The sequence below is a fragment of the Peristeroidobacter soli genome (genome assembly GCF_004138485.1).
Classification (GTDB): domain Bacteria; phylum Pseudomonadota; class Gammaproteobacteria; order Steroidobacterales; family Steroidobacteraceae; genus Steroidobacter; species Steroidobacter soli.
In genome coordinates this window covers 12,926-39,240 of the sequence record NZ_RYEV01000007.1, presented here as the reverse complement: position 1 = coordinate 39,240, position 26,315 = coordinate 12,926, and the positions used below count along the sequence as shown (strand labels likewise).

At 62.8% G+C, this 26,315-nt stretch carries 20 protein-coding genes; 6 read left to right on the top strand and 14 right to left on the bottom strand.

From position 1 onward, the window contains the following. Positions 1-64 precede the first annotated feature (64 nt). Entirely contained in the window at positions 65-1,324 is a 1,260-nt protein-coding gene (locus EKO19_RS29595) for a CaiB/BaiF CoA transferase family protein (RefSeq protein WP_129781028.1), read from the top strand. Positions 1,325-1,378: 54 nt separating this feature from the next. Here the strand turns inward: EKO19_RS29595 and EKO19_RS29590 are convergent, their stop codons facing one another. Further along, on the bottom strand, positions 1,379-1,729 hold the full coding sequence (locus tag EKO19_RS29590) for an energy transducer TonB (RefSeq protein ID WP_129781027.1): 351 nt from the start codon (positions 1,727-1,729) through the stop codon (positions 1,379-1,381). Positions 1,730-1,898: 169 nt separating this feature from the next. Between EKO19_RS29590 and EKO19_RS29585 the strand changes: the two genes are divergently transcribed. After that, complete coding sequence (locus EKO19_RS29585; protein ID WP_157995498.1) at positions 1,899-2,516, top strand: TetR/AcrR family transcriptional regulator; 618 nt, start codon at positions 1,899-1,901, stop codon at positions 2,514-2,516. A 111-nt stretch (positions 2,517-2,627) separates the two neighbouring features. Here the strand turns inward: EKO19_RS29585 and EKO19_RS29580 are convergent, their stop codons facing one another. The 3 genes from EKO19_RS29580 to EKO19_RS29570 form a co-directional block, all read right to left on the bottom strand. After that, positions 2,628-4,544: an ATP-binding cassette domain-containing protein gene (locus EKO19_RS29580; RefSeq protein ID WP_129781025.1), complete on the bottom strand. Its 1,917-nt coding sequence runs from the start codon at positions 4,542-4,544 to the stop codon at positions 2,628-2,630. Positions 4,545-4,783: 239 nt separating this feature from the next. Then, positions 4,784-5,377, bottom strand: a complete 594-nt coding sequence (locus tag EKO19_RS29575) for an NYN domain-containing protein (protein ID WP_217705697.1) — start codon at positions 5,375-5,377, stop codon at positions 4,784-4,786. 271 nt (positions 5,378-5,648) lie between these two features. After that, positions 5,649-8,063: a putative bifunctional diguanylate cyclase/phosphodiesterase gene (locus EKO19_RS29570; RefSeq protein ID WP_129781024.1), complete on the bottom strand. Its 2,415-nt coding sequence runs from the start codon at positions 8,061-8,063 to the stop codon at positions 5,649-5,651. Between the two features lie 255 nt (positions 8,064-8,318). Between EKO19_RS29570 and EKO19_RS29565 the strand changes: the two genes are divergently transcribed. Further along, positions 8,319-8,996, top strand: a complete 678-nt coding sequence (locus EKO19_RS29565) for a M15 family metallopeptidase (RefSeq protein WP_217705696.1) — start codon at positions 8,319-8,321, stop codon at positions 8,994-8,996. A gap of 1 nt (position 8,997) precedes the next feature. Here the strand turns inward: EKO19_RS29565 and EKO19_RS29560 are convergent, their stop codons facing one another. The 6 genes from EKO19_RS29560 to EKO19_RS29530 all read right to left on the bottom strand — a co-directional run bounded on the left by EKO19_RS29560 (position 8,998) and on the right by EKO19_RS29530 (position 16,251). Next, entirely contained in the window at positions 8,998-9,831 is an 834-nt protein-coding gene (locus EKO19_RS29560; protein WP_129781022.1) for an SDR family NAD(P)-dependent oxidoreductase, read from the bottom strand. 19 nt (positions 9,832-9,850) lie between these two features. Further along, positions 9,851-11,113: an MgtC/SapB family protein gene (locus EKO19_RS29555; RefSeq protein ID WP_129781021.1), complete on the bottom strand. Its 1,263-nt coding sequence runs from the start codon at positions 11,111-11,113 to the stop codon at positions 9,851-9,853. 44 nt (positions 11,114-11,157) lie between these two features. Then, the gene (locus tag EKO19_RS29550) at positions 11,158-12,156 is read right to left on the bottom strand and encodes a hypothetical protein (RefSeq protein WP_129781020.1); all 999 of its coding nucleotides are present in this window, start codon (positions 12,154-12,156) and stop codon (positions 11,158-11,160) included. Between the two features lie 472 nt (positions 12,157-12,628). Beyond that, a complete protein-coding gene (locus EKO19_RS29540) occupies positions 12,629-13,063 on the bottom strand; it encodes a hypothetical protein (RefSeq protein WP_129781018.1) in 435 nt (144 codons plus the stop codon). Positions 13,064-13,495: 432 nt separating this feature from the next. Further along, entirely contained in the window at positions 13,496-14,908 is a 1,413-nt protein-coding gene (locus EKO19_RS29535) for a M16 family metallopeptidase (RefSeq protein ID WP_129781017.1), read from the bottom strand. After that, on the bottom strand, positions 14,905-16,251 hold the full coding sequence (locus EKO19_RS29530; protein WP_129781016.1) for a M16 family metallopeptidase: 1,347 nt from the start codon (positions 16,249-16,251) through the stop codon (positions 14,905-14,907). The genes EKO19_RS29535 and EKO19_RS29530 overlap by 4 nt, the downstream gene beginning before the upstream one ends. 482 nt (positions 16,252-16,733) lie before the next feature. On the opposite strand from EKO19_RS29530, the gene EKO19_RS29525 reads away from it, so the two are divergent. After that, positions 16,734-17,129 (top strand): bactofilin family protein, encoded by a 396-nt coding sequence (locus EKO19_RS29525; protein ID WP_157995497.1) that lies wholly within the window; start codon positions 16,734-16,736, stop codon positions 17,127-17,129. Positions 17,130-17,331: 202 nt separating this feature from the next. Here EKO19_RS29525 and EKO19_RS29520 read toward each other — a convergent pair whose 3' ends face one another. After that, positions 17,332-19,566: a PQQ-dependent sugar dehydrogenase gene (locus tag EKO19_RS29520; protein ID WP_157995496.1), complete on the bottom strand. Its 2,235-nt coding sequence runs from the start codon at positions 19,564-19,566 to the stop codon at positions 17,332-17,334. A gap of 79 nt (positions 19,567-19,645) precedes the next feature. Here EKO19_RS29520 and EKO19_RS29515 point away from each other — a divergent pair, with 79 nt between their 5' ends. Further along, positions 19,646-20,410, top strand: a complete 765-nt coding sequence (locus EKO19_RS29515) for a glycerophosphodiester phosphodiesterase family protein (RefSeq protein WP_129781013.1) — start codon at positions 19,646-19,648, stop codon at positions 20,408-20,410. Positions 20,411-20,412: 2 nt separating this feature from the next. Here the strand turns inward: EKO19_RS29515 and EKO19_RS29510 are convergent, their stop codons facing one another. The 3 genes from EKO19_RS29510 to EKO19_RS29500 form a co-directional block, all read right to left on the bottom strand. Continuing rightward, the gene (locus EKO19_RS29510) at positions 20,413-21,465 is read right to left on the bottom strand and encodes a YheT family hydrolase (RefSeq protein ID WP_129781012.1); all 1,053 of its coding nucleotides are present in this window, start codon (positions 21,463-21,465) and stop codon (positions 20,413-20,415) included. Then, positions 21,462-22,526 (bottom strand): saccharopine dehydrogenase family protein, encoded by a 1,065-nt coding sequence (locus tag EKO19_RS29505; RefSeq protein ID WP_129781011.1) that lies wholly within the window; start codon positions 22,524-22,526, stop codon positions 21,462-21,464. Before EKO19_RS29505 ends, EKO19_RS29510 begins: the two co-directional genes overlap by 4 nt. Before the next feature lie 149 nt (positions 22,527-22,675). Then, on the bottom strand, positions 22,676-24,034 hold the full coding sequence (locus EKO19_RS29500) for a response regulator (RefSeq protein WP_129781010.1): 1,359 nt from the start codon (positions 24,032-24,034) through the stop codon (positions 22,676-22,678). A gap of 173 nt (positions 24,035-24,207) precedes the next feature. On the opposite strand from EKO19_RS29500, the gene fusA reads away from it, so the two are divergent. Then, positions 24,208-26,271 (top strand): elongation factor G, encoded by a 2,064-nt coding sequence (fusA, locus tag EKO19_RS29495; protein ID WP_129781009.1) that lies wholly within the window; start codon positions 24,208-24,210, stop codon positions 26,269-26,271. Positions 26,272-26,315 lie beyond the last annotated feature (44 nt).

Genomic DNA, 26,315 nt, shown 5'->3' with positions numbered 1-26,315 from the left:
CACAGCCCGGGCTGCGATTAGTTTGCGCGGCCGAAGCTGAAGACCATGCAAGTTAAGAAGCAGTATGACGCCTGAAAGTTCCAGCTCCAATACGTCGTCGCCTCACAGCTCGGGCGCCTTGTCGCACATCCGCGTGCTCGACATGAGTCGTGTGCTCGCCGGCCCCTGGTGCGGGCAGATCCTCGCGGACCTGGGCGCGGAAGTGATCAAGATCGAACGGCCTCGCGTCGGCGACGACACTCGTAGCTGGGGACCTCCATATTTAAAGGATCGCGATGGCAGGGACACGCGAGAATCTGCTTATTTCCTAGGGGCAAATCGCGGCAAGAAGTCCCTGACGCTCGATATCTCCAAGCCCGAAGGGCAGGAAGTGGCGCGCAGGTTGGCCACGCGCGCGGACGTGCTGATCGAGAATTATAAAGCTGGCGATCTTACGCGTTACAACCTCGGTTATGAGCAGTTGAAGGCCATCAACCCCGGCCTCATCTATTGTTCCATTACCGGCTTCGGTCAGACCGGGCCGATGCGACAGGTCGCGGGTTACGACTTCATCATCCAGGCCATGGGTGGCCTGATGAGCATCACTGGCGAAAGGGATGATTTGCCGGGCGGCGGGCCGCAAAAGGTTGGCATCGCCGTGGCCGACATCACGACCGGGATGTATTCGACCGTGGCAATTCTCGCCGCGATCGTGCATCGCTCGCTCACTGGCCAGGGCCAGTACATCGACATGGCGTTGCTGGATACCCAGGTCGCCATGATCGCCAACATGAATATGAATTATCTGGTCGGTGGCAAGGCGCCGAAGCGCATGGGCAATGCGCACGCCAATATCGTGCCGTATCAGGTGTTCGATGCGTCCGACGGCCAGTTCGTGGTCGCCGTGGGTAACGATGGACAGTTCGCGAAGTTCTGCGAGGCCGCGGGTCAGTCGTTCCATCGGGATCCGCGGTTCCTGCGCAACGAGGATCGTGTGCGCAATCGTGATGTGCTGATTCCGTTACTGGCGGCAGTGTTGAAGCAGCGGACGGTGTCGGAGTGGATTGCGTTGTTCGAGCCGCTGGGCATTCCGGTGGGCGGCATCAACAATCTGGCGCAGGTGTTCGAGCACGCGCAGGTGCGCAGTCGTGGCATGCGGATCGATCTGCCCCATCTGCAGGCGGGCACCGTGCCGATGGTGGCGAGCCCGATCAAGATGTCGGAGACGCCGATACGTTATCAGTCGGCGCCGCCGTTGCTGGGACAGCACACGCAGGAAGTGCTGGCGGATGCCGGACTGACTGCTGCCGAGATCGAAAAACTACGCGCGTCCGGCATCGTGTAAGCGGTGAAAAAATTCTGCCGCCTCAGTGGGGCGAGGCGGCAGACAAGGGATGCTTTACTGATACTCCTCGTTGCGATATTCCACTGCGACCTGGTGAGTCGCCGGGAACGTGTGGGAGCAATGGGACACATCGAACTGCCACTTCTGGAGCACGCTGCGTTGGGCGGCGAGGTCGAGCAACAGATAGCCGCTCGAATGCTCCACGTCAGCGGCGGTGGCGTGGCCGTTGGCATCGAGGGTGACATTGATCAGCACCGTTCCCTTTTGCCCGCGCAGTTGAGCGCGCTCGGGAAAGTCGGTATCGCTATGGACCACGCGCATGCCGCAGGAAGCGGAGATCGCGGAGGTCACGGGGATCGCGGTCGTCGCGGCGAGAATGGCCAGGCCAGTAGTCAAGGTGTTCATTGCCGTCTCCGGAACAAACGAAGTAAGTCGATTCCCACAGGTGAAAAGCGCATAGAGAGCTTCGATTGCACTGGCCGGGTGTCGAGGCTACTGTAAGTGACGCTACAGACCTGTCTGTTCTTATGCTACGTACAGGTCTGTAGCGCTGTCAAGGTGAATGAGGAGGCCCATGAGTCCAACTGCAAAACCGCGCGCGGGTAGCGATGGGGTGGCCGCGCCTACCGAAAGTGTCCGGGACCGGATTCTGAACACGGCCCGCGACTTGTTTTACAAGGAAGGCGCCCGGTCGGTCGGGGTGGACACCGTGGTCGCGCGCTCGGGCGTGGCCAAGACCAGTCTTTATCGCTGGTTCCCTTCCAAGGACGCGCTGATCGTCGCTGTGCTCGAACAGGAGCAGAAGGACCGCTGGGCGGGCTGGGACAAGACGGCTGCGCTGAGCGACCCCGAGCCGCGCGCTCGGCTGCGTGCGCATCTCAATGGCATCGTCCGGTTTGTGAGCAGCTCACATTTCCGCGGCTGTCCGTTCATGAACATCACGGTCGAGTTCGCCGATCCTCAGCATCCGGCGCGCGTGCTTGCGTTCGAAGAGATGCAGGAGCTGCGTCGGCGGTTGCGCGGGTTGGTCGACAACATCGAAGGCGTACGCAATCCGGAAGAGCTCACCGAGCAGTTGTTGTTGCTCGTCGATGGCGCCTTCTCCTCGGCGCAGGCATTGGGCAAGGGCGGGCCGCAGCAGTTCTTGGTGGCGACGGCGGACGCCTTGGTAGACGCTCAGCTCAAGAAATAGAGCCGCAGGATCAGCCGGCCGTCGCGCGTCTCGAACAACAGCGGGAAAGCCCTGCGGAAGTCGGCGCAGCTTGGATCGGCGCTGGCTGGCTTACTCGCGCCGCCCGGGCCGTCACTCGCCGGCCGACAGCTCCGCCTCGAGTTTCTCGCTGGCGGTGAGCCATTCGGTCTCGATGTTGGAGATATCGCGCTTCAGCTGGGTCTGCTTCTGCAGCAGGTCCAGCAGCTTTTGTTTGGAGCTGGGATTGTAGACGTCGGGCTCGGCGAGCGCGGTCTCGACGGTGGTGCGTTCCTGCTCCAGCTTCGCAAGTTGCTTTTCCAGTCGCGTGATGTCGGCCCTGAGTGGGCTCAGCCGATTGCGACGTTCCGCTTCTTCACGCTTGCGTTGTTTCTTTTGCTCCGCGCTGAGCGCGGCGGGGGCTGCCTCATCTGATGCCATCTCGGCCGCTTCGCGTGTTTGAAACCATTTGGCGTAGTCGTCGAGATCGCCATCGAACGGTTGCGCGCGACCCTGATCGACGAGGATCAGTTCGTCGGCGACGGCTCGTAGCAGGTGACGATCGTGCGAGACCAGCACCACCGCGGCTTCGTAATCCTGCAAGGCCATCGCGAGTGCCTGGCGCATTTCCAGGTCGAGATGGTTGGTGGGCTCGTCGAGCAGCAGCAGATTCGGTCGTAAGTAACTGACCAGCGCCAATACCAGACGGGCTTTCTCGCCACCGGAAAACGGGCCGACCGGTTCGAAGACGCGATCGCCGCTGAATCCGAAGCTTCCCAGGAAGCCGCGCAGTTCCTGTTCGGTGGCTTTGGCAGCGGCTTCGCCGCCCAGGCGTTTCAGATGGCCGAGCGGTGAGTCGTCGACGGTGAGCTGCTCGAGCTGATGTTGAGCGAAGTAACCGATCTTCAGGTCGCGCGCTTCGGTGCGTTTGCCGTCGAAGGCGGCGAGTTCGCCGGCGAGCAATTTCATCAGCGTCGATTTACCGGCGCCGTTGCGACCGAGCAGCGCGATGCGGCTGCCGGGTGCGATGGTCATGTTGACGTTGTCGATGACGACGCGTTCGCCGTAGCCGACCGATTGTCTGTCCAATGTCAGCAGTGGCCGGGGCAGCTTCTGAGGCGCCAGAAATGTGAATTCGAATTGCGAGTCGACGTGCGCCGGCGCGATCTTCTCCATGCGTTCCAGCGCCTTGACCCGGCTCTGTGCCTGTTTCGCTTTGCTCGCCTTCGCTTTGAAGCGCTCGATGAAGCTCATCATGTGCTTGATCTCGCGCTGCTGCCGCTCGAACATCGACTGCTGTTGCGCGAGCTGCGAGGCGCGTTGCTCCTCGAACGCGGAGTAATTGCCGGTGTAGATCTTCGCGGCGCCGTTCTCGATGTGCACGACGCGATCGACGGTGCGATCCAGGAACTCACGATCGTGCGCGATCATCAGCAGTGTGCCTGGATAGTTGCGCAGCCACTGTTCCAGCCAGATCACCGCGTCGAGATCGAGGTGGTTGGTGGGTTCGTCGAGCAGCAGCAGATCGGATCGGCACATCAGTGCCTGCGCGACGTTCAGTCTCACTCGCCAGCCACCGGAGAAGGCATTCACCGACCTCGTCTCATCCGCCGCCGAGAAGCCCAGACCGTGCATCAACTTGCCCGCTCGGCTTCGTGCGTCGTAACCGCCCAGCGCGGCGTAGCGTGCGTGCAGCTCACCCAGTTTGGCACCGGCATTGTTTGCTTCAGCCTGCGCGATCGCTGCCTCGGTCTCGCGCAACTCTTCGTCGCCGTCCATCACGAACTCGATCGCCGGCCGGTCGGTCGCCTCCAGTTCCTGCGCTACATGCGCCACCACGAGTTGCGATGGGTAGTCCACGCTTCCGGCATCGGGTTGCAGTTCGCCGAGCACCAGCGACAACAAACTGGATTTGCCGCAGCCATTGGCTCCCACGATGCCGACCTTTTCCCCGCGATACACGGTAAAGGACGCATCGGAGATCAGCAGGCGCGTACCGCGCCGGAGGGCGAGGGAGGAGAAGGAAAGCATGGGCGACGAAGCCGAGGCGAAACCGGGGCGGAATCGTAACAGATCGCGCTAGCTGCCTTGGACTTCGGGGCGATTCCAGGTGCGACTCAGCTGACCATGTCGCAGCCAGGCCTGATCTTTCAGCCCCTTGCCGCGAGCTCGCGTGCGCCTCGAGATCTCATGCCTCGCTCCGCTGGCTCGTTTGACCCAGTGGCATTTCAATCCATCGATATGCTCGTGCAGGCTGTGTGCGATGTGGTTCACAACGGATCCAGCACCACATCCAGTCCTTCTCGCCGCGCCAGCTTGGCGGCGGGCACGAAGTCGGAATCGCCGGTGATGAGTACGATTCTTTCTACCAGTTTCTTGTAGGCAAGCGACGCGATGTCGATGCCGAACTTGATATCCACACCCTTCTGTGTGACGTCATAGCGCAGGTCCGCCTCGACCAGATCGTCGACAGTGATCTCTCTCTTGAGCAGCCGCTTCAGAGGCTCGGGGCGAACGATCCACTGCGAGTCGTCCGCCAGCTCGCCGAGGCGCAGCGCGACCTTGCGCATGCAAACCAGCTCGCGATGCAGCTCGTTACGAAACGTGAACAAAGGCGTTCGCGAGAAATCGACCGTTTTGCCGGTGATGGGATGGTGAGCCTTCTTGTCCAGCGGCTTGCAGTCGTAAACAAATATTCGATAGAGCTGCTCGCCGTGTTCCCTGGCGACGTGACGCTCGGCCGTCCTGAATAGGGCGGCAGCGACTTGCTTCGGTGTGTGGCTTGGATTCGCGTCGCCTTCGATCAGCGATCGATAACGCGGCAGGAAAAAGCCCAGGTCGATGAGTATGGCGACTCTGCTCATCGGATCGCCCAAAAAGAAAAGCCCCTGGGTTGGACGATTCCTGGATTTAGGCGGAACCGTTTACTGCCAAGGGCGCTATGGGGAGAAAATCTAACCCAAGACTGTTGGTATGGCAATGGAAAATTGGAGGCTGCTTTGATCACGTCACATCCTTGTTCGTGTCACTGCGCGCATTACTAATCGGAATGCGTTGCGGCAAGCAACCTGAATTTTGTTTCTAAGCGCCGATGCTGTCCGCGCAGATGCGCGCGGCGAATTGCCGCGGAGACGGTTACGACGCGAACAGCTCGCTGACCTTCGCCCGGCCGCTCTCCTGAGTGAGCACCAGAGACAGGAATTCATCCGAGCTCATGGCGTCGCCGAACAGGCGGCCCTGGCCGTAGTGGCAGCCGCGGTTGCGTAGGAAGTTGAATTGTTCTTCGGTCTCGACACCTTCGGCGACGACTTCGACTTCGAGGGCTTTGCCCATATCGATGATGGTGCGGACGATGGTGGCATCGTCGCTGTTGATGGCGGCGTCGCGGACGAAGGACTGGTCGATCTTCAGCGTGCCGATCGGGAACTGTTGCAAGGCCGACAGCGAGGAGTAGCCGGTGCCGAAGTCGTCGATCGACAGGTGCAGGCCCATCGCGTACAGCTCGTCGAGCAGCTTGATGGTGCGCTTCGGGTCGACCATCAGCGTGGTCTCGGTGATCTCCAGCTCGAAGCAGGTCGGCGACACTTCGTGACGACGGAACACCGATTTGCAGCGGGTGATGAAGCTCGCCTGGCGCAGCTGTTTGAGCGAAAGATTGATCGAGACGCGGCCCGGATTCTTGATCTTGTCCTGCCAGCGGTGATAGTCGGCGCAGACGCGGTTCAGCACCCACTCGCCGATCCCCAAGATCAAATTCGTTTCTTCGGCCAGCGGAATGAACTGCGACGGCGGAATGTCGCCGTGGCCCGGCAGGCGCCAGCGCAACAGCGCTTCGGCGCCGATGATGCGGCCGTCGCGCAGATCGACCTTCGGCTGATACAGCATCATCAGCTCGTCACGCTCGAGCGCGCGACGCAGCTTGCTCTTCAGCATCAAACGTTCGACCGCCGCGGCGTTCATGTCCGGCGAGTAGAACGCGAAGCTGTTGCCGCCGTTCTGTTTGGAGTGATACATCGCCGCGTCGGCGTTGCGGATCAGGTCGATCACGTTCTCCGCATCCTTCGGACAGAACGCGATGCCGACGCTGGCGGTCAGGAACACTTCCTGCTGATCGACGTAATATGCTTTGCAGACTTCGGCGAGCACCATGCGCGCCAGATTCGCGGCTTGCGTGCGCTCATCGTCCGAATCGGCGAAGCCTTCGATGAACAGACCGAATTCGTCGCCAGCCAGGCGGCCGACCACGGCCTCCCGCGGCAGGATGCGGATCAAACGCTCGCTGAGCACTTCGAGCGTACGGTCGCCGGCGGCGTGACCGAACGTGTCGTTGATTTCTTTGAAGCGGTCCATGTCCAGATACAGCAACACGATGCCGCGATCGTTACGCCGTGCGCGTGCGATCGCCTGCTGCAGCATGTGCTGGAACTGCATGCGGTTCGGCACTTTGGTCAGCGCGTCGTAACGGGCCAGATAGCGAATGCGGCGCTCGGCACGCTTGCGATCGGTGATGTTGCGGACGACGAAGATCGTGCCCTGGAACTGCGGATCGTCGCCGGCAATCGGCGCGCCCGACAGCGACACCGGGATGGTCTGGCCGCTGTGCGTGGCGATGACCGTCTCGCGGGTCTCGACACCGGCCGCTTCGAGCGAGAAGTTGTCGCGCTCGTTCTCGGCGAGCAGGTTGATGAAGGGCTGGCCGGCGATTTCTTCTTCGTTGTAACCGAACAGCCGGACCGCCGCGTCGTTGATCTTGCGAACCATGCCGTCCGGCGAGGTCACCAGCACGGCGTCGTTCATGCTGTTCAAGACGATGGTCAGATAGTTCTTGGTGATGGTGGTCTGGCGCAGGTTCTGACGCATGCGGTCCAGGGCCATCTCCAGCTCGGCGATCTCGTCGTTGCTGGTGACTTTATGCGGACGGGTGTAATCGCCCTCGCCGATGCGCTCCGCCGAACGGATCAGCTCGACGATGGGGCGCTCCAGGCGCTGCGCGAGCATCCACGCGACCAGGGTCAGCAAGCCGGTGATGAGCACGCCGACGCCGGCGACGATCCAGATACGGCGTTCGAAGTCGCGCTGTTGAACGCGCTCCAGCTGAGTCCGCAGAGCGTGCGCGGTGTCGGAGAGGCCGGGCCGGCCGACGATGATCTCCAGCGTGCCGAGCGATTCGACCCCGCCCAGGCCGCGGCGGATGGTGCGCTTGTCCTGATCGGTGAGCTGCTGAGTCCATTGATCCTGCCGAATCGTCTCGTAGACCACCGAGCCGTCGGGAGCCAGGACGCGCGCCGCAATCGAATAGGGGTTGTTCAGCAGCGAGGCAACGACCTTCTCGAGCGTACGTTTGTCGTTGTTGCGCAGGGCTGTTTCCAGCGCCTGGGCGCCGGCCGCCGCCATGTCGCTGGCGAGCAGGTCGAGCCGCTGCGCTTCGGCGATCAGCAGCGAACGCTCGCCGTGCTTGACCACCACATCGCTGGACTTGCGATAGTCCAGGTATTCGAGCAGGAACAGGGTCGCGGCAATGGCGATGCCCGCCGCGACGGCGACGGACAACAATCTGATTTTGAGGCCCCGCGATCTCAACCCATACTCCGCACTTGCTTACCTCGTGCTGCCGAAGTGCCTCGGCTTCGGCACGGTGGCACTACCGCTTCGTTACGGCATCATACCCATGTTTTTCGTGGTAGCGAGACGTGTAGTTTACTTGTCGGTTTTTTTAACATACCAAACGATTAGAATGTCAAAAATCACGGCAAAACACCGCGTTTTCTCAACTAATTACTGCTTTGTGGCCAAGGTCGGATTGTAATGAACGAGCTCGAGCTCACTGGTCAGGCGCGTACTCACGTCGTGGAACTGAGCGACCCGCGTTGCATGCTTCACTATGAAGCGGTGGCTTCTTTCCTGGCGATGAGGGACGCCGCGCGCGCCGACGGCATCGATCTCACGCCGCGGTCCAGCTTCCGGGATTTCCAGGCGCAGCTCGGTATCTGGAATCGCAAATGGACCGGCGAGCGCGCCATCTACGATCGCCAGGGCAGCCTGCTCGATCGCAAGCAGTTGCCGGATTCGGCGGCGGTCGACGCGATTCTGTGCTGGTCGGCGATTCCGGGCGGCAGCCGGCATCACTGGGGGAGCGATGTCGACGTCATCGACGCCGCCGCGGTGCCGCCGGGCTATACCGTCGAACTGTTGCCTGCTGAATACGCGCCGGAAGGAATATTCGGGCGGCTGTCGCAGTGGCTCGATGCAAATATGCGACGTTTCGGTTTCTACCAGCCGTATCGGACCGACCGCGGCGGCGTGAGTCCCGAGCCCTGGCACTTGAGCTATGCGCCGATCTCACAAGCGGCGCTCGAATCGCTGAGTCTGTCGACTCTGCGGCGTGTACTGGAGGCCAGCAACATCGAAGGCAAGCCGCATGTGCTGGCGCGTCTGCCCGAGATTTACACGCGCTTCCTGCTCGCGGTGGATTCTCCGGCCTGAATCAGTCGGCCGCTCGCCGCTGCGTGAGGCCTCGCACCTGAGCGAGGAAACGCAGCGGCATCCAACGTTTCATCCGCCACATCATGCGGGCGGATTTGGGCAGCACGATGTAAGTCCGGCCGTCGGCGGATTCTGTCAGCAAATCGCGCGCCGCCTGTTCCACCGGATATTGCGAGCTCTGCATCGCTTCATTCGCGCGCATGCGCGCGTGCTCCGGACCGCGCAATGTTTCCAACAACGACGAACGGAAGAACGTCGGCATCGCCACCGACACCTGGGTGCCGATCGGCCGCAATTCATTCACCAGCGTTTCGCTGATCGACACGACCGCGGCCTTGGTGGCGTTGTACGAGATCATGCCCGGTGCGGACGCGAAGGCCGCCGCGCTCGCGACGTTGATCATCAGGCCGCTGCCATTACGTTGCAGATGAGGAATGGCCGCGCGCGCGCCGTGCACGACGCCCATCAGGTTGATGTCGATGATCCAGCGCCAGTCTTCCAGCGACACTTCCATCATCGAGCCGCCGCCGGCGACGCCGGCGTTGTTGATCATCACGTCCAGGCCGTCGTGAGTCGCGGCGAACGAGTTCACGGCGACGGTGAGCTCGTCCGCCTGAGTGACATCGCCGGGATAGGCGACGAGCTGCACGCCCGCTTCGGTGAACGCCGCCTCGACGCTGGTGAGGCGTTCGAGGTTGCGATCGAACAGGCCGAGCGTCCAGCCGTCGCCGGCCAGTTGCTTCGCCAGTTCCAGTCCCAGGCCGCTGCCGGCGCCCGTGATGAACACGCGCTTGCGTGGAAACCGGGCATTCAGCCGTGTGAAGCGTTCACTCATCGTCGGGAGTATGAAGGTCTCAAACGAAGAAAGCGCGAACCGACCACGCACCCCACGCAGCTGCTGCGATCAGGACCAGCCCCGGGGTCAGCGAGCGGGCATAGCTGCGGTCCCCCAGCGAGAAGGCGACCACAGTTTTGCTCACGGTGTTGGTAGAGAGGCCGACCAGTACTGCCAGTGCCGCGAACTCCGCTTGCGTGCGACCGCTGGCGGCCAACGAGGCGGACGAAATCGCGGCCGCATGGGCATCGGTAAAACCGGCGACACCAGCGGCGAGCATCAGGCCGCGGTCGCCGAGCCACTCGGTCAACAAAGCGGAGATCAGCAGCGTGGCTCCGACTACCAGCACGAAAATGATGGCGGTCTTGGGTTCGAATGGACGGCCCTTCGGCGCATCGTCGGCAGTGGCTGGTTCGCGGAAGCTGCGCAACGCGAATATGCCCGCGTAGATCAGGGCCGCGATTCCCGAAGCGATCAGTGAAGGTACGAGGATCACCAGTGTGGGCTGGCTCACGAGGCCTACGACAATGGCGAGCTGAATTATCGTCGCGACCGATGATGCCGCGGCACCCGCGACGGCGCCCTTGCGTAACTCAGGTTGGCTCTTGGTGCGCGCGCCCATCGCGCCGATCGTGGCGGTGCTCGAGACAAAGCCGGAGATCAAACCCGCGATCGCCAGTCCCGTCTTGGTGCCAAAGGCGCGCAGGGCGACGTAGCCGAGCGCGTTGATCGACATGACCAGGACCGCAAGCATCCAAAGCTTGCGTGGCTGCACCACGCCCCACGGATCGATGGGTTCAGTCGAAGTGAGTGGCAGAATCACCAGCGCCGCGGCCGCGAGCAGCAGGCCGTCGCGGACTTCTTCATCGGTCAGGACGTTCTTGACCCAGTTGTGAGCGTACTTGCGGAAAGCGAGCAGGATGGCCACCACGACGGCCAACGCGGCGGCGAGGCGCGGCTCGCGGATCGCCATGCCGCCCAGCAAGAATGTAACGACCATCGCGATCTCGGTGGTGAGCCCGGGATCGGTATCGCGAGTGCGCAGGTAACCCACCGCGATGAGCGCACCGATGATGGCGCCGGCGGCGATGAATACAGGCACGCCGCCGATCCACATGCCGAGCGCGCCGGCGAGGGAGATGAGGGTGAAGGTGCGAAGGCCGGCGACCGCGCGGCCCGGGCCGTCGCCTTTGCTGCGTTCCCGCTCGATGCCGATGAGGAAGCCGACGGCGAGTGCGACGCCGATGTTGATCCAGCCAGAGCCTTGGAGATCGACTGTCATCCCGTCATGTTACTCGACGGGCGGCGCTCGCAAGGATAAGGGCGTCAGCCGCTTTTCCAGACCTGTTTGAGGTGGCCGATCACCAGCGAGCGGATGTTCTGCACCGGGTTGCGCTCCCAGGTGAAACACGGCGGATCGCGACGAAGCATGGGCCAGCGACCGGTGCGCAACACTTCGCTCAGATAGCTCAGGTTGGCCTCGATGGCTTCCATGTACGGGTTGCGGCCGTTGAACAGCGATTCCAGATAGCTGTACGCACTGGCGAACTCGCCATCCAGGCGCGAGCGGCGCACGTCTTCGATGAAGCCCGGCGTCTGCCGCAGCACATCCAGGCCGGAGCTGTACTTCACCTGGGTCTTGCCGGTGGCGTCGCTGGGCATGGCGATGCCGCCCAGCACGAATTCGGGATAGAGCCGGTCGCGGCATTTCTCCAGATAGCAGCGGTCCGACATCTGGGCGATCAGGTCGCCGGTGCCGATCAGATGACCGAGTTTGCGGTCGCGCGGATCGTCGAGGCGGATCTGGTCGAACTGCACTTCGTAACCGGTGAAGTGCACGATCTTGGTCGCCACCGGCACCCACTCGGCCATGCCGATGGTGGGCAGGTAGCGGCCGATGAACTGGGCGCTGCGGCTGACGTGGCTGAGCGTGAATTCGGCGCCGTTGCGATGAGTCTGGTCGTCGGTCTGACGAATGTAGCCGGCGTCATGAAACAGCGCGGTCACGACACCGAGGATGGCGCGTTCCGGGCCGAGGCGTTCATCCGCCAGGTGGGTGCGATCGTAACTGACGATCAGGCGCGCGACGGCGAGCGTGCCGTCGAGCGAGTGCTGCAGATCGTGATAAACGGTGTCGCAGCCGTAGTAGCCGGGAAACTGACCGTTGAACAGCCGCTCGAAGTCGCGGAAGGCGGTGTCCACCCGATCCAGCGGGTAGTGCGGCCAGCTCTGTCGATACAGCTCGACGACGGCGCGACGGACCGCGTCAGGTGAGCTCACCTGCACGGTGTTGGTGACATCGAAATCGCTGCGCCGATACTGCATTTCTAGCGGGAAACTCGTTGCGGAAAAGTGCAAACGATGGCGCGAGTCTATTCGGCTTTCGGCGTTTGTCCATGTCGGAAAAATTGTCATGATATGGCGTCACGGGGTGCGGAAAAGCGGTTTTTTCCGCGGAATTACCCAGACTTTTTGCCGCGGCTACGCACGCTGGCGTACGCTGCATGGCAAACGAGTTGCGATCTATGTGACAAGCTTCACACAAATCGCTGACCCGAAAACTCGGCTGGCTGCAGCCGGCGCGCAACCGGCTTTATCACGCCGCCTCTTGTTTGCGTTTGATGGCGGCGATGCCGGCTTCGATCATGCTGGTCACGGTCGGCGCCAGGTCATGCGGCAACAGATCGGAGATCCAGGTGAACCGGCAAGTGCCGTCGCCGAGCGGCGTGACTTGCGCGGCACCGTTGAGTCAGCTTAGGCCGCGCCGCGCGGCCTCGCTGTCAAAATCTTATGCGCTCTAGCCGCGCTCGAGCGCCGGATAGCGCGTGTGCCAGAAACGCTCGTAGTAGATCGGCGCGATCGAGGCGAAGCCCGCCTCGTATGCCATCGTGACTTTGTCGCCGCCGATCAGCTGCACTTCGGCGACCTCGATCTGCACGCGGCCTTCCTGCTTGAAGTCGCCCCACGTGCACTTACGGATCTGCAGCGGCGAGAACTCGAACCGCGAGCCGCGGTAAATGCCGAACACACGCGACGTGGTCATGACATACCAGCGCTGTCCGTCGATGAAACAACTCACCACGCACAGCTCGTCCGGATCGAGCTGAATCACGCGGGCCAGCGCGTCGTGCACTACCTCGAGCTGTGTGAAGCGCCAGTTCGACTGCTTCACATGACTGCGGATGTACTGCAGTAACGCGGGCTGGATGACTGAATGGGGCCAATCGCTCATGGGCAAGCTGGAGTTCCGTGCATCACGTCCGTGTTAGCAAAAAATGAGGGCAGGCATCATATCGCCCACCCGGGTGGCTGTATATAGAAACAGTGATGACATCCGCGTCCCGCCTCGTGTGCGTGCGCGCAGTCGTTATCGCCGCTGCCGACTCGTCCAAATCATAGGTTACTGCCGGGACCGGATCCCAACAGCGGTTCCAGGACCGCGCGCAGCGCGGGTAGATCCTGAAAGTGAATGCCATGCATGCCGGCGCATATCGCGCCTTGTATGAATTGGTTGTCGTCGTTCACGAATACTGCTTGGTGCGCGCGCACTCTGCAATGTTCGAGTAAGCGAGTGAACACCAGGGGGGGCGGGTTTGCGTGCCCCGAACTCGTCGCTGGCGTGCAGGTTCTTCGTGAATACGCCGCAAACTTCGGGGAGCGCCGCTCATTGCCCGGTCTGGAACTCCGGATCCGACAGTTTCACTTCGGTGAGCGGACCATATTTGCGCAACCCGTCGCGAATGACCTCGGCCTTGCCGATGACCACCAGCACCAGTTGCCGGCTGGTCGGAATCACTTCGTCGATGACGCGTTTGGCGTCATCGAGCGTCACGGCCGCGAGCTGGTTGCCGTAGTCGTCGATGTAGCTGCGGTCGAGTCCGTAGAACTCCAATGTCGCCAGTTGATAGGCCCACTGCGAGGCAGTCTCCAGGCCGAGCGGATACTGGCCGAGCACATAGCTCTTGGCGGATTCGAGCTGCGCTTTCTCGAGAGCGCCGGCGTGCAACTGGTCGAGCGTGGCCAGCGCGAGGTCGATGGCTTCGATGGTTTTCTCGGTGCGCGTGAACGAGCCCAGCTCCCAGCTGCCGCCCTCGGCCATGCGATCGAAGCGGGAGTTCGCTCCGTAGCTCAAGCCGCTGCGAATGCGCAGCTCGGTGTTGAGCATGGAGGTGAACCGTCCGCCGAACAGCGTGTTGACGATATCGAGCGAGGCGCGCCGCGGATCGCTCTTGGCGACATTGACGTCGCCCGCCCAGAAATACGATTGGACGGCGTCGGGAGCGTCGATCAGCAGAACGCGGCGCGCAGTGATTTCGGTTTGCTTCGGTACTGTCGGCAAGGGCTTGCCGGCTTTCCCCCAATTGGCGAACGCGCGCGACAGCAAGGACTTCAGCTGCGCGGTCTTGAAGTCACCCGCCACCGCGATGATGACCCGGTCGGCGCCGAAGTTGTCCGTGTAGTACTGCCGGACATCCGCGTGCTTGATCGCCGCGAGACTGGCTTCGCTACCGCCGACCGACCGTCCGTAGGGATGAGCGCCGAACAGGCTGGCCGCGCCGTAGATCGGTGTCAGCTCGGAGCGGTCCGAGTCTTTCGCGGCACGAATGAATTCGATGGATCGGTCGCGCAGTGTTTCGAACTGCGCCTGTTCCAGTCTCGGCCGCTGCAACACGTCGGCGAGCAGTTCGACCATCAGCTTCTGATCGCGCGCGAGAAACGATCCGCCGACCGAGATGCTCTCGGTGCTCGCGCCGGTGGTGATCGAGCCGCCAACGGATGCGACGGTCTCGGCGAACGTGTTCGCGTCGCGATTGCCGGCGCCTTTCTCGAGCAAGCTCGCCGTCAGGCTGGCGGTGCCGAGGCGATCTTCAGGGTCGGTCAGCGCGCCACCGCGAATCACCGCGGTGAACGAGATGAGGGGGACGTCGTGACGCTCCATCAACAGCAGCGTCGCGCCGTTGGCGAGTTTCACTTTCTCGAAGTTCGGCGTCTTCACGGCGCTGGCCGCGAACCCCGCGGGAGCGGTCAGCGAACACGCCGTAGCGACCACGATGACGATTCGACGGAGGAGGCTCATTGCGCACCTCCCGTCTTGGTCTGCGACGCATCCGGCGGCGATTTCAGCACTCCCACGGTGCGATTCGTAGAACGCAGCAACTCGGCGGCGAGCTTCTGCACATCCTGCTGAGTCACGCTGTCGTACGCGCGCGGTTCATCGAACAGCTTTTGATAACCGCCCTGGAGTACGGCGAACGAACCCAGCGCTTGAGCTTTGCCATCGATGGTCGCGAGGCCGCGCCAGAAATCGGCGAGCGCCTGACTGCGCGCGCGAGCCAGTTCGTCCTTGGTCACGCCTTCCTTGATGATTCGCTCGATCTGTCGAGTGAACTCGGCTTCGGCCTGTTTCGCGTCGCCTTCGGCCGGCAACGACAGGAAGAACCACACCAGGCCGGGATCGAAGCCCGCCGTGAAATAGCTGTCGGCCGAGATCGCGAGCTTCTGCTCTTCGACCAGCGAGCGATGCAACCGCGAAGCGTCGCCGTCCGTCAGCACTCGAGTCAGCAGATCCAAAGCCGGCCGCCGCGGGTCGGAGCCGGCGAGGCCGTGATAAGCGAACTGGATCAGCGGCGTCTGCGCATCGGCGTTGACGGCGACGCGTCGCTCGCCCTGCTGCTCGGGTTCGACGGTCTTCACCGGCCGCGGCGGCTCTTGCTTCGGGATGGGCTCGAAATGTTTGCGAGCCAGCGCGATCACGTTGTCCGGATCGACATCGCCGACCAGCACCAGCGTGCAGTTGTTCGGCGCGTAGTAGGTCGAGAAGAAGCGCTTCAGATCGTCGATGGTCCACGACTGGATGTCCGACGGCCAGCCGATGGTGGGAATGCCATACGGATGCGCGAGGAATGCGGTGGCCTGCACTTGCTCCTGCAGCCGGCCCTGATGGCTGTCGTCGACGCGCAGGCGCCGCTCGGAATACACCACGTCGCGCTCGCTCTCGACGATCTTGGGATCGAACGCGAGATTCTGCAGACGATCGGCTTCCAGCTCGAACACGGTTTCCAGCGCCGAGCGCGGGAACCAGTCCTGATAGACCGTGACGTCGTCGCTGGTGAATGCGTTGTTACGCGCGCCGTTGGCTTCCAGCACTTGATCGAACTCGCCCGGCGCCCGTTTGCTGGTGCCGTTGAACATCATGTGCTCGAAGAAGTGCGCCAGCCCGGTGATGCCCGGAGCCTCGTTGCGGCTGCCGGCATGCACCCAGTTGTAGAGCGCGACGTTGGGGATGTCGTGATCCGGCCAGACGATGATCTGCATGCCGTTGGCGAGCGTCGTCGCACGGACCTCGTTGGCGCCGGGTACTTGCGCAAAGCCGACTGGCGCCACGAGTGCCAACCCTAGCAACAGCATTCGACGGATCATGAAGGCTTCCTGTTTTCTGATCGAAAGTGGCCGAGGCCCTTTCGATACGGCCGGCAAAAGGCGCGACTTTTGCCGGCCTGTTTGGAAGCCAGCATGATAACGATCCGCAGGCCTGGGTGGAGTCGCGGACGTTGGGCAAAAAAAACGCCGCCAGCGGGGAAGAACGCGTGGCGGCGTGAGTTCGAACTCAAGCGCTCGCTGTCGAGCTGACTTGGAGGTTCAGCGCATGAATGCCAGCTCTTCAGTGCAACGGCTGTGCCACCGCTTGTAAAAAATCTATGGTGCAGTACCGATCCGCCGAATCAGTGAGTTAGGCGCGGCGGTATGACGATCAGGCGAGCGCGGCGGATGACACGAAGTGTCAGCTTCGGACCGCTTCGGTGACCTGCGTCACGGACTGACGCCATTCGCCGACTGCACTCTGCATGACTACTTCTTGGAGTCCGGTCGATAATCCGCGCTCGCTTTGTTTGGAGATGTTCATGGCCGATTCGCCCCGCCGCCGCCTCGCCGATCGCGTGTCCAGCAGTCCGACGTTCATCGGCTCGGGCTCGCGCTTCACGGGTGACCTGGAATGCGCCAGCGACCTGGTGGTCGGCGGCGCGGTGATCGGTGACGGCGACGTGAAAGGCTCGCTGACCCTGTCCGACAGTGGCAGTTGGGAAGGCGAGATTCGCGCCGGCAACGCCGTCATCGCCGGCGAGGTGCAAGGCTCGGTCACGGTCGCGGAGAAGCTGGAGTTGCGCGCCACCGCTCGCATCAAAGGCTCGCTCAAGGCGCGCTCCATCGCGGTCGCCAAGGGCGCCATCATCGAAGGCGACATGGCGGTTACCAGCGGCAAGCCGGTGGTGCACTTCGAAGAGAAGCGGGATAAATAAGCGGCCGGAGGACCCACCCCCTGGCCCGTTACTTTCTTCCCATCCCAGCTATGCTGGGATCGGCCTGCCAGGCCCGGCATGGCTCTGGCCCCGTGAACGGGAGGGGGAATGTCTTTTAAAAAAGGGTTGTTCCTTTCCGGATAAAGGTGGGAAGCAAAGAGCGGAGCAGAGACCGGAAGGAACGGCTGGACGGGCTGGAGCTCTACTGGCAGCTGGTCAGGCTGTCGATCCACTGCGAGATCAACGACACGCCCGCCGTGTCTACCGTCGTCGAGGCCAACGGCGGCATGCCGCCTGAGTCACGGCGGTTCATTCGATACGCCACCAGCGAGTTCGCCGAGCTGCCCGGCGCGATCAAGCGTGCGTTCGTGCCCAGCCCGAGGTCGCCGGAGCGAGGCGTGGCGTTGCAGGCGTTGGTCGCGATCAAACTGGTCGTGTAGCGGAGATCCATGTTGGTCGGTACCGACGTGCCTGGCCGGTGACACTGCGAACAGTTCGTGTGCAAATAAGCGCGGGCGCGTTCCGTGAGTGTTCCGGTGGTTCCGGAGGGATCGGGCAAAGCGGCCTGTGTCGATGCATCGGCGATCGCCGGCGTCAGCAGACCGATGTGGTTCAGCGTCGTCAGCTCGTTCGCCGAGCGATTCGTTTGCGGATAGGTGAATGAGCGATTGAGCTGCGCCGTCTCCAGTCCCAATGAGCGTCCCGCCGCTTGCGTATGACAGTCGAGGCATTGGCCCTCGCTCGGGAAAATCCAACTGCGACCGCCGCCGAGATCGCGCGTGGCGCCGCCTTCGAGCAGCGTTGCCTGTGTCTGTTCCGCATTCCATTCGTAGCTGAAGCCACCCCACACACCGTCGGGATGACGCATGAACAAGCGCGTCTCGATCAAGCGCGTGCCGACGCGGAAGTTCTTCATCAGCACCGTGCCATTCGGAAAAGCCCAATCGCCATCGGTGCCGATGGTGATGCCCTGGCCGTCAGGCAGCGCCATCCAACGATCCTTCTCCACGCCATCGGACCAGAAGGGCGCATTGATGGCGTAAGGGATGAGGCCCGATGCGGGCTGCTTCGGATCGGTCGCGCTGACGCAGCCGGTGGCGCTCAACTGTCGAGGCGCGGTGTCGACGCCGACCACGCTCGAGAAGTTGATTCGTTGCAGAGTGCCGGCGTAATCGACCACATACAGCTCGCCATCGTTGCCCTGACCGAACGAGGCAATACTCAAGTTGGTGTCGAGCAGTTGTGTGGGCTCGCGCGGCTGTTGGGCGCTCTCGGCGATCCAGGCCCAGATGCGTCCCGAGCCGAAATCGCCGAACAGATATCGACCGAGCAGACTGGTGTTCTGCGAGCCGCGATAGACATAGCCGCCGGTCACCGCGATGCCGAGCGTGTGGTTGTACTCGGCAACGGGATCGATCAGCGTGGCGGTGCTGCAGCCGGGGGTGCCTGGAGAATTGAAATCATGCGCACCTTCGCGACAGCGCCAGCCGTAGTTGCCGCCGAGCGTAACCACGTCGACTTCTTCGATATCCGCCTGGCCCACATCGCCCACCCACAGATCGCCGTTGTCGCGATCGAAACTCCAGCGCCATGGATTGCGGAAGCCATACGCGTAGATTTCAGGGCATTCACTACTCGCGCGTCCGGCCGCGGGACAGCGCGCATTGCTGGCGAATGGATTGGTTGGCGGGATCGCATAGGGCGTAGCGCCGTTCACGTCGATCCGTAACATCTTGCCGAGCATCGTCGTGAGTCGTTGGCCATTGCCGCGGTCGCCGTGACGATCGCCGCCACCGCCGCCGTCGCCAGTACCCAAATACAAATATCCATCGGGTCCGAAAGCGATGTTGCCGCCGTTGTGATTGTCGAACGGCTTGTCGATGGTCAGCAGAATGGATTCGCTGGCGCGGTTCAACGTCGCGCCGCCGTCGCTACTGGTGAACGAGGCGAGTCTGATCACCCACGGATCGTTATGCGTGTACGACAAGAAGACTCGACCGTCGGTCGGATAGTTGGGATGAAAGGCCATGCCCAGCAGGCCCGCTTCGCTGCCGCCGAGCACTTCGGAGCTGCGGTCGCTGATATCGATGAACGTGCTCGCGCTGGTTGGATTGGGGCCGGTGAATTGCCGGACGATGCCGTTCTGCTGAACGACGTACCAGCGTGTGCTGTCGTTCGGTGCCTGCAATAGCGCCACCGGCATCGTGAACGTCAGGGTGGTGAATCGACTCAAAGAAATATCGCTGCCTGCACTGGGTCGGGGCCACGCCACGCAAGTAGCATTCGCAGGTCGCGCGTCCAGGCCGGAGGTGCCGGTCGAGGGCGGCGGGGTGGTGGGCGGTGGGGGGGCGGTTTGCGGCGAGCCGCCGGAGCCGCCGCCGCAGCCTTGCAAGAGTCCCAACACCGTCAAGGCCAGGGCGGGTAACAAGCGGTTCATGAAGAGGGAACCTGGTGAGTGCGCCACAGTCATCGCAACGTTTGACCGGTCAATGCGGATCCGTTGTTAAGATAGTCGGATGAGTGCGAGCCGATTAGTGTCGCCCCTGCCCGATTTGATCGCTCAACGCGGCAACGCCGACGAATATCCCGAGAATACCCTGCCGGCGCTGCGTTCAGCGTTGGACCTGGGGGCACGCCACGTGGCCTTCGACGTGCAGCTTACCGCCGATCGGCAGCCGGTGTTGCTGAACGATTCCAACCTGAAGCGCATGACCGGCCAGGACCGCAACGCGCTGGAGTTGAGCTGGCAGCAGCTCTCGGATGTGCTGGTGACCGAGCCGGAACGGTTTCAACAGAAGTACACCGACATTGGCGTGCCGACGCTGGCGCAGGCGGTGAGCTTGCTCGGGACGCATCCCGCCGTCACCGCGTTCGTCGAGATCAAACGCGCCAGCTTGCGTGTGTTCGGCGCGGACGTGGTGGTCAGAAAGATCTGTGAAGTGCTCAAGCCGATCGTGCGCCAGTGCGTGCTGGTGTCGCGTGATCTGTCGGCCGTGCATCACGTGCGCCAGGTGTCTTCCTATCGGGTCGGCTGGATCCTGTCGGAGTATTCCAATCTGTCGGCGCTGAAGAGCGAGGCGCTGGTGCCCGACTATTTGTTATGCGATCAGGAATTGCTGACCCAAACCAACGCGCAACTGTGGCGCGGCCCGTGGCGCTGGGTGATTCACAACGTCGGCTCGCGCGAAGCGGCGACGCAACTGGCAACGCGTGGCGCGAAGCTGGTCGCGACCACGTCCTACCGAAAGGTGCTGCGTGAGTTCAAGGGCAGCGCGCCCTGACTTCAGGCGGCGTTGCGGGTTTCGACGACGCGCGGCTGCCGGAACATGATGTTCGCGATCTGCCGGTCCGCCCAGCTCGCGCCGTTGAAGCTGTCCATGAAACCGCAGTGACCGCCCTTGGGAATGCTGGTCACGTGCAGGTTCGGCGAGCGCGCCAGGTGCTGCAGGTCGTGCGCCGGGATGATGGGATCGTCCAGCGAAGTCAGAATGTGACTGGGCACTTCCAGATGCGCCAGCGCGTCGCCGGTGATGGCGTAGCCGTTCAGATACGCATCCAGGTCGGAGAACTCGCTGAAATGTCGCACCAGCAGCTCAGTCATGCTGCGAATGGTCCGCTGCGCCAGGATCTGGCTGAAGTCGTAGCGCTTCGGGAAGCACTGCTGCTTCCGGCGCAGCGAGCGCTTCCACTTGTTGATGAAATATTGCTGATAGATGAACCAGCCGTTCTCCAGCACTTCCATCGTGCTGTGCGGCTTCAGCACCGGGCACACCGCTGCCGCGCGCTCCAACTCGATGCCGGCCTGCGGCGCCTTGGCGGCGACGCGTAGCGCGAAATTGCCACCCAGCGAGAAGCCCGCGATGGTGATGCGCTTGTCGGGCAGTGAGCTCTGAATGCTCCGGACCGCGCCGACCACTTCATCGAGCCGGCAGGAATGAAAGATGTCCTCGTTCAGATGATGACTAGGGCCGTGATCGCGCAGGTTCAGACGGAAGATGTCACAGCCCTGGTCGAACAGATGGCTGCCGAGCGACAGCACGTACACCGAGTCGGAGCTGCCTTCCCAGCCGTGCAACAGGATCGCCAGCTCGCGCGCCGGCGGTCTGCCCGCGGCTTCCTGGCTCGAGTAATGACCGAGCAGGCGCACGCCGTCGCCGCAATCGATGATCTGAGTGTCCGCGACCGCGAGCATGGTCCTGGCGCGGCTGGCCACCAGCGGCCGGCGCAGGCTCAGGCTGGGTACGATGGACTGGAAATGCGGGTTGGCGAGCCAGCCAGTGGGCGCGAACCTGGCGACGAGCGTGTCGGTCGAAGTGAGGGCGGCGGAGTCAATCATGGGTCGATGCGGATCGTGGACGAGCCTGGCAGGCTGCTGACAAAGTCAGCGCCAACCAGAGAGCTTGGCGTCGCGAAGCCCGGGTTGCAAGCGCGACCCAGCACTTCGTTCAGAATCCCGAGCGATGCATGCACCGTCAGCGAGTAGCCATTGGCGGTACGCAGGCGTGCGGTCTTCACTTCTCCGGCGGCGTTTCGGGCTTCGCCCCACACGTGCGTGGGGTTGTTTTCCCGCTCGGTTTTGCCCGGCGGCGTGATCCGTCGCTGCGCGTTGAACTTCGCCAGCTCGCGGAACCAGCGTAGCCGTAACAGCGGACGGAGCAGGTTCGCGCGCCGCATGCTGTCGGCGGCCTTCTGCGACGTGGCCGTGTACACCTCGATATTGGGAATCCCGGTCGTGTAATACGCAGTACTGACATCGCCCCACGGAATGCTGACAGCGAGTTTTTCGCCCGCGCCGAAGTCGATGCGACGAGTGCGTGAGGCGAGCTTCTCGGTCACCAGTCGACCCTCGATGCGCACACACGAGCCTTTGCCGGCCGATTCGATCGCGGTCTTGGCGGTGCCCTTGCTCAGGCCGGCGCGGCTGTCGAAGCCCAGCGCCAGATGGGTCGCATCAGGCAACTCTTCCTTCAAGCGAGCGGCGACACAGTCGGTCGGCACGACGTCGAAGCCGACGCCCGGACACAGCACGATGCCGGAGCGCTGCGCTTTGGCATTCACGCTGGCGGCCAGCTCGAACACGTCGATCTCGCCGGTGATATCCAGATAATGAACATGGGTCGCGAGGCAGCCCTGCATCATCGACGCCGCGGTCTGTGAAAACGGGCCGGCGCAATGGAGCACGGCGGCGACTTGCGACAGGGTCGAGCACAGTGCGGTGTGATCCTCGAGATCGAACACGGCGCTGGGGCAATTCAGCTCGGCAGCCAGTCTGGCGATGTCTTTCCTGGAACGCCCGGCCAGCACCGGCCGCATGCCGCGCGCGACCGCCTCACGCGCGATCAGCTCGCCCGTGTAGCCGTTGGCACCATAAAGAAGCCAGGGAGTCGACGTCGACATGAGCCCTCTAAGAACGTCCGTGAGGAACGACCATCCGCCCGATTGCCATCTTCAGTCGCCAGCAGCTTCGATCCACGAAGCGTTTCGACCCATGGCAAGCTTGCCGAGGTAAGGGAAGTCGAGGCATCCGTGCTTCCGTAGGCTACAACTCATGAACCAGCCGGCTGAGTTGCGAACTCCACCCGATTGTTCTGGGCGGCGATGCGATTCCACTCGCCGGCGCTCATGCGCGCGAGCTGATCGGCGGTGGGATAGGACACGCTCGGGCGGCGGCCTTCGTGAGTGACTTCGACCGTCAGGCCGCCATCCGGACGCAGCGAGGACACCAGATTGGCAAACGCCAGCGACTGACGCTGCGCGCTGGGCAGGCTGTCCTCGAACGGGTTGCCCACCAGATCGCACTTCTTCACCGGCAGCTCGTCAGTGGCCATGGAATAGCCTTCGATGCCGTTACCGGTGAGGCAGAACTCGCCGACGAAGGTCGAGATCTTCACCTTGCCCTTGAAGCCATTGCCGCGCAGTTGACTCAGCATGTCGCGCAGCCGCTCCAGTCGGGCGCCGGACAGCGGTGCTTCACCGTAAGGAACGACCTCGGTCGTCACATTGTCCGGCTTGACCGCGCTGGCCATGACCATCTGGCCCGACTGAATGCTCTTTTGCAGTGTGGTCAGCTGTGCTTGCTGACCGTCGATGGTGGTCTGCAGGGTGGTGACCGCGCCGCGCAGTGCCTTGGTGGTCTCCAATTCCTTCGTATAGAACAGCGCCAGGACCAGCGTCGGGATCAGCGCGATGGCCGCAACGCCTGCGACCAGGGGCCAGCGGCTCTGCCGCACGACGATGGTTTGTGTCTGTAAATCAGCGGGCGGCTGCTGCTCAGCCGTGGCGGGAGTTACCGGCGTTTGCGCGGGTACGGTCGGCGGCCGGCCCTCGGGCGCGATCCGCCGCGCAAAGGCTTCCAGACTGGCCAGCACGAAACGCCGCATTTCCGCGCTCTGCTCCTTGAGCAAGGGCGAGACGGCATTGCGGATCATGCTTTCGACATCGCCGCCGCTGGGACGGACCGGCTCGATCTGCACCGCGGCCGAGCCCTCCTGGGTTGCGACCGCCGCCACCGCCGCGACACGCGGTTCGCGACGTTCCGGCAGCAATCGCAGCTGGTACAGCACCCGCGACACATCCGAATGCTTCACGGTCTTGGGCAGCACTCCGACGGCGCCGAGCGCGCGGGCCTGGCTGACATACAGCTCGCCTTCCTGGGAGGTGTACATGACCACGGGGATGGTCGCCGTGTCCGGGTTGCCCTTGATGGCCTGGATGGCCTGGAAGCCGTCCATGCCGGGCATGAGGTGATCCATGAAGATCACGTCCGGACGGGCCTGGCGCAGGAATTCCAGGCCGGCCTCGGCCGACTCGGACGAATCTACTTCCAGGCCGTAGCCTTCCAGCATCCGGCTCAGGATGACGCGCGCGGAACGCGAGTCGTCGACGATCAGGGCGCGCTTGCTCATGAGGGAGCGTAAGTGAGTAGTTAGTTCAAGGTGTGTAGGTTAAGCGTAGGGCGCGACAGCTCCAATAGGCTGGACGCTGGTTAATGGTCGGTTGAGGAGTATGCTGAGCCACGAATCTCCAGTTTCAGCGACGTAATACGGCCACGAAGCCGTGGTCGGGAGGTGATACCCCCATGTCCATCCCAGGGGCTCATTCGACCTCGGACATTCGCAACATCGCGCTGGTAGGCCAGGCAGGTTCGGGTAAAACCCTGCTGACCGAGAGCCTGCTGCTGGAAGCGGGTGTCATCCGCAACCGCGGCAGCCTGGAGCGCGGTACCACCGTTTGTGACTTCGACCCCCAGGAACGGCAGCTGCGCCATTCCCTGGACTCGGCGCTGGTGCATTTCCCGGTCGGCGACTGTCACACCAATCTGTTCGATACACCGGGCTACCCGGATTTCGCCGGGCGCGCGTTGACGGTGCTGGAGGCGGTCGAAACCGCCGCGGTCGTGGTCAGCGCGGTGAACGGCGTCGAGCCGGTGACTCAGCGCATGATGGATTTCGCCCGCGACCGTGAGCTGTGTCGGCTGGTCATCATCAATAAGATCGATGCCAAGGACGCGCAGCCCGAAGCGGTGCTGGCGCAGCTGCGCGAGCTGTTCGGGCGTGAATGCCTGCCGCTGAACCTGCCGGCCAATGGCGGCAAATCGGTGGTGGACTGTTTTTTCGACCCCGGCCCCGATGCCATTCAGCCGCCCGACTTCTCCTCGGTCGAGACCGCCCACACCGAGATCATCGATCAGGTGGTCGAGGTCGACGAAGATCTGATGGCGGTTTACCTGGAACAGGGCGAGGAGCTGTCCCCGGAGCAACTGCACGACCCTTTTGAGCGCGCCCTGCGCGAGGGCCATCTCATCCCGGTTTGCTTCACCTCCGCCGAGACCGGCGTCGGCATCAAGGAATTGCTGAATATCTTCGCGCGGCTCATGCCCAATCCGATGGAGGGCAATCCGCCGCCCTTTCTGCGCGGTGAAGGCGAGGAGGCCGAGCGCGTCAGAGTGAAGCCCGATGCCAGCCAGCATGTCATCGCGCATGTTTGCAAAGTGAACATCGATCCGTTCGTCGGCCGGCTCGGCATCTTTCGCGTTCATCAAGGCACGGTGCGCTCGGGCGCGCAGCTGTTCATCGGCGATGCGCGCAAGCCGTTCAAGGTCGCGCATTTGTATCAGCTGCAGGGCAAGGATCATGTCGAAGTGCCGCAGGCCATTCCGGGCGATATCTGCGCCGTGCCCAAGGTCGACGAGATGCATTTCGACGCCGTGCTCCACGATTCGCACGACGAGGATCACTATCACCTGAAGTCCATCGCCTTGCCGCCGGCGATGGCGGGCATCGCCATCGAGCCCGAACGTCGCGGCGAGGAACAGAGGTTGTCGGACGCGCTGCATAAGTTGATCGCCGAAGATCCGGGCGTGCGTATCGATCATCAGTCCGGCGTCAACGAGACGGTGCTCTATGGCATGGGCGATCTGCACCTGCGCGTGCTGCTGGATCGCATGAAGGATCGTTACGGCGTGGGCTGCAAGACCAGATCGCCGAGCATCCCTTATCGCGAAACCATCACGCGGCCGGCCGAAGGTCATCATCGTCACAAGAAACAAACGGGCGGCGCGGGGCAGTTCGGCGAAGTGTATTTGCGGGTCGAGCCGCTGGCGCGGGGCGAAGGATTTGAATTCGTGGACGAGGTCGTCGGCGGCGTCATTCCTTCGCAATACATTCCGGCGGTCGAGAAAGGCATTCGCCAGGCGTTGCACGAAGGCGCGGTCGCGGGCTTTCCGTTACAGGATCTGCGCGTGATCGTTCACGACGGCAAACATCATCCAGTGGACTCGAAAGAAGTGGCGTTCATCGCCGCGGGCCGTCGCGCGTTTTTGAATGCGGTCGAGGAGGCGGCGCCGATCGTGCTGGAGCCGCTGGTGCGCATCGAAGTCACATCGCCGAGCGCAGCGACCGGAGATATCACAGGCGATCTCGCCACTCGTCGCGGTCGCGTCAGTGGCAGTCAGGCTTTGACGAATCAGCGCACCCGGATCAGCGCGCTGGTGCCGCTCGCCGAAATCAACGATTACCAGTCGCGCATCAAATCGCTCACCGGCGGTGAGGGTGCGTACACGATGGAGCTGAGTCATTACGATCCGGTGCCACCGCGTAAACAACAAGAGCTGGCGCAGGCGTTCAAACGCGTCGAGGACTAAGGATTTTTCAGTTTTTCCCTGCTTGTCGGTGTGAGGATCTCTAT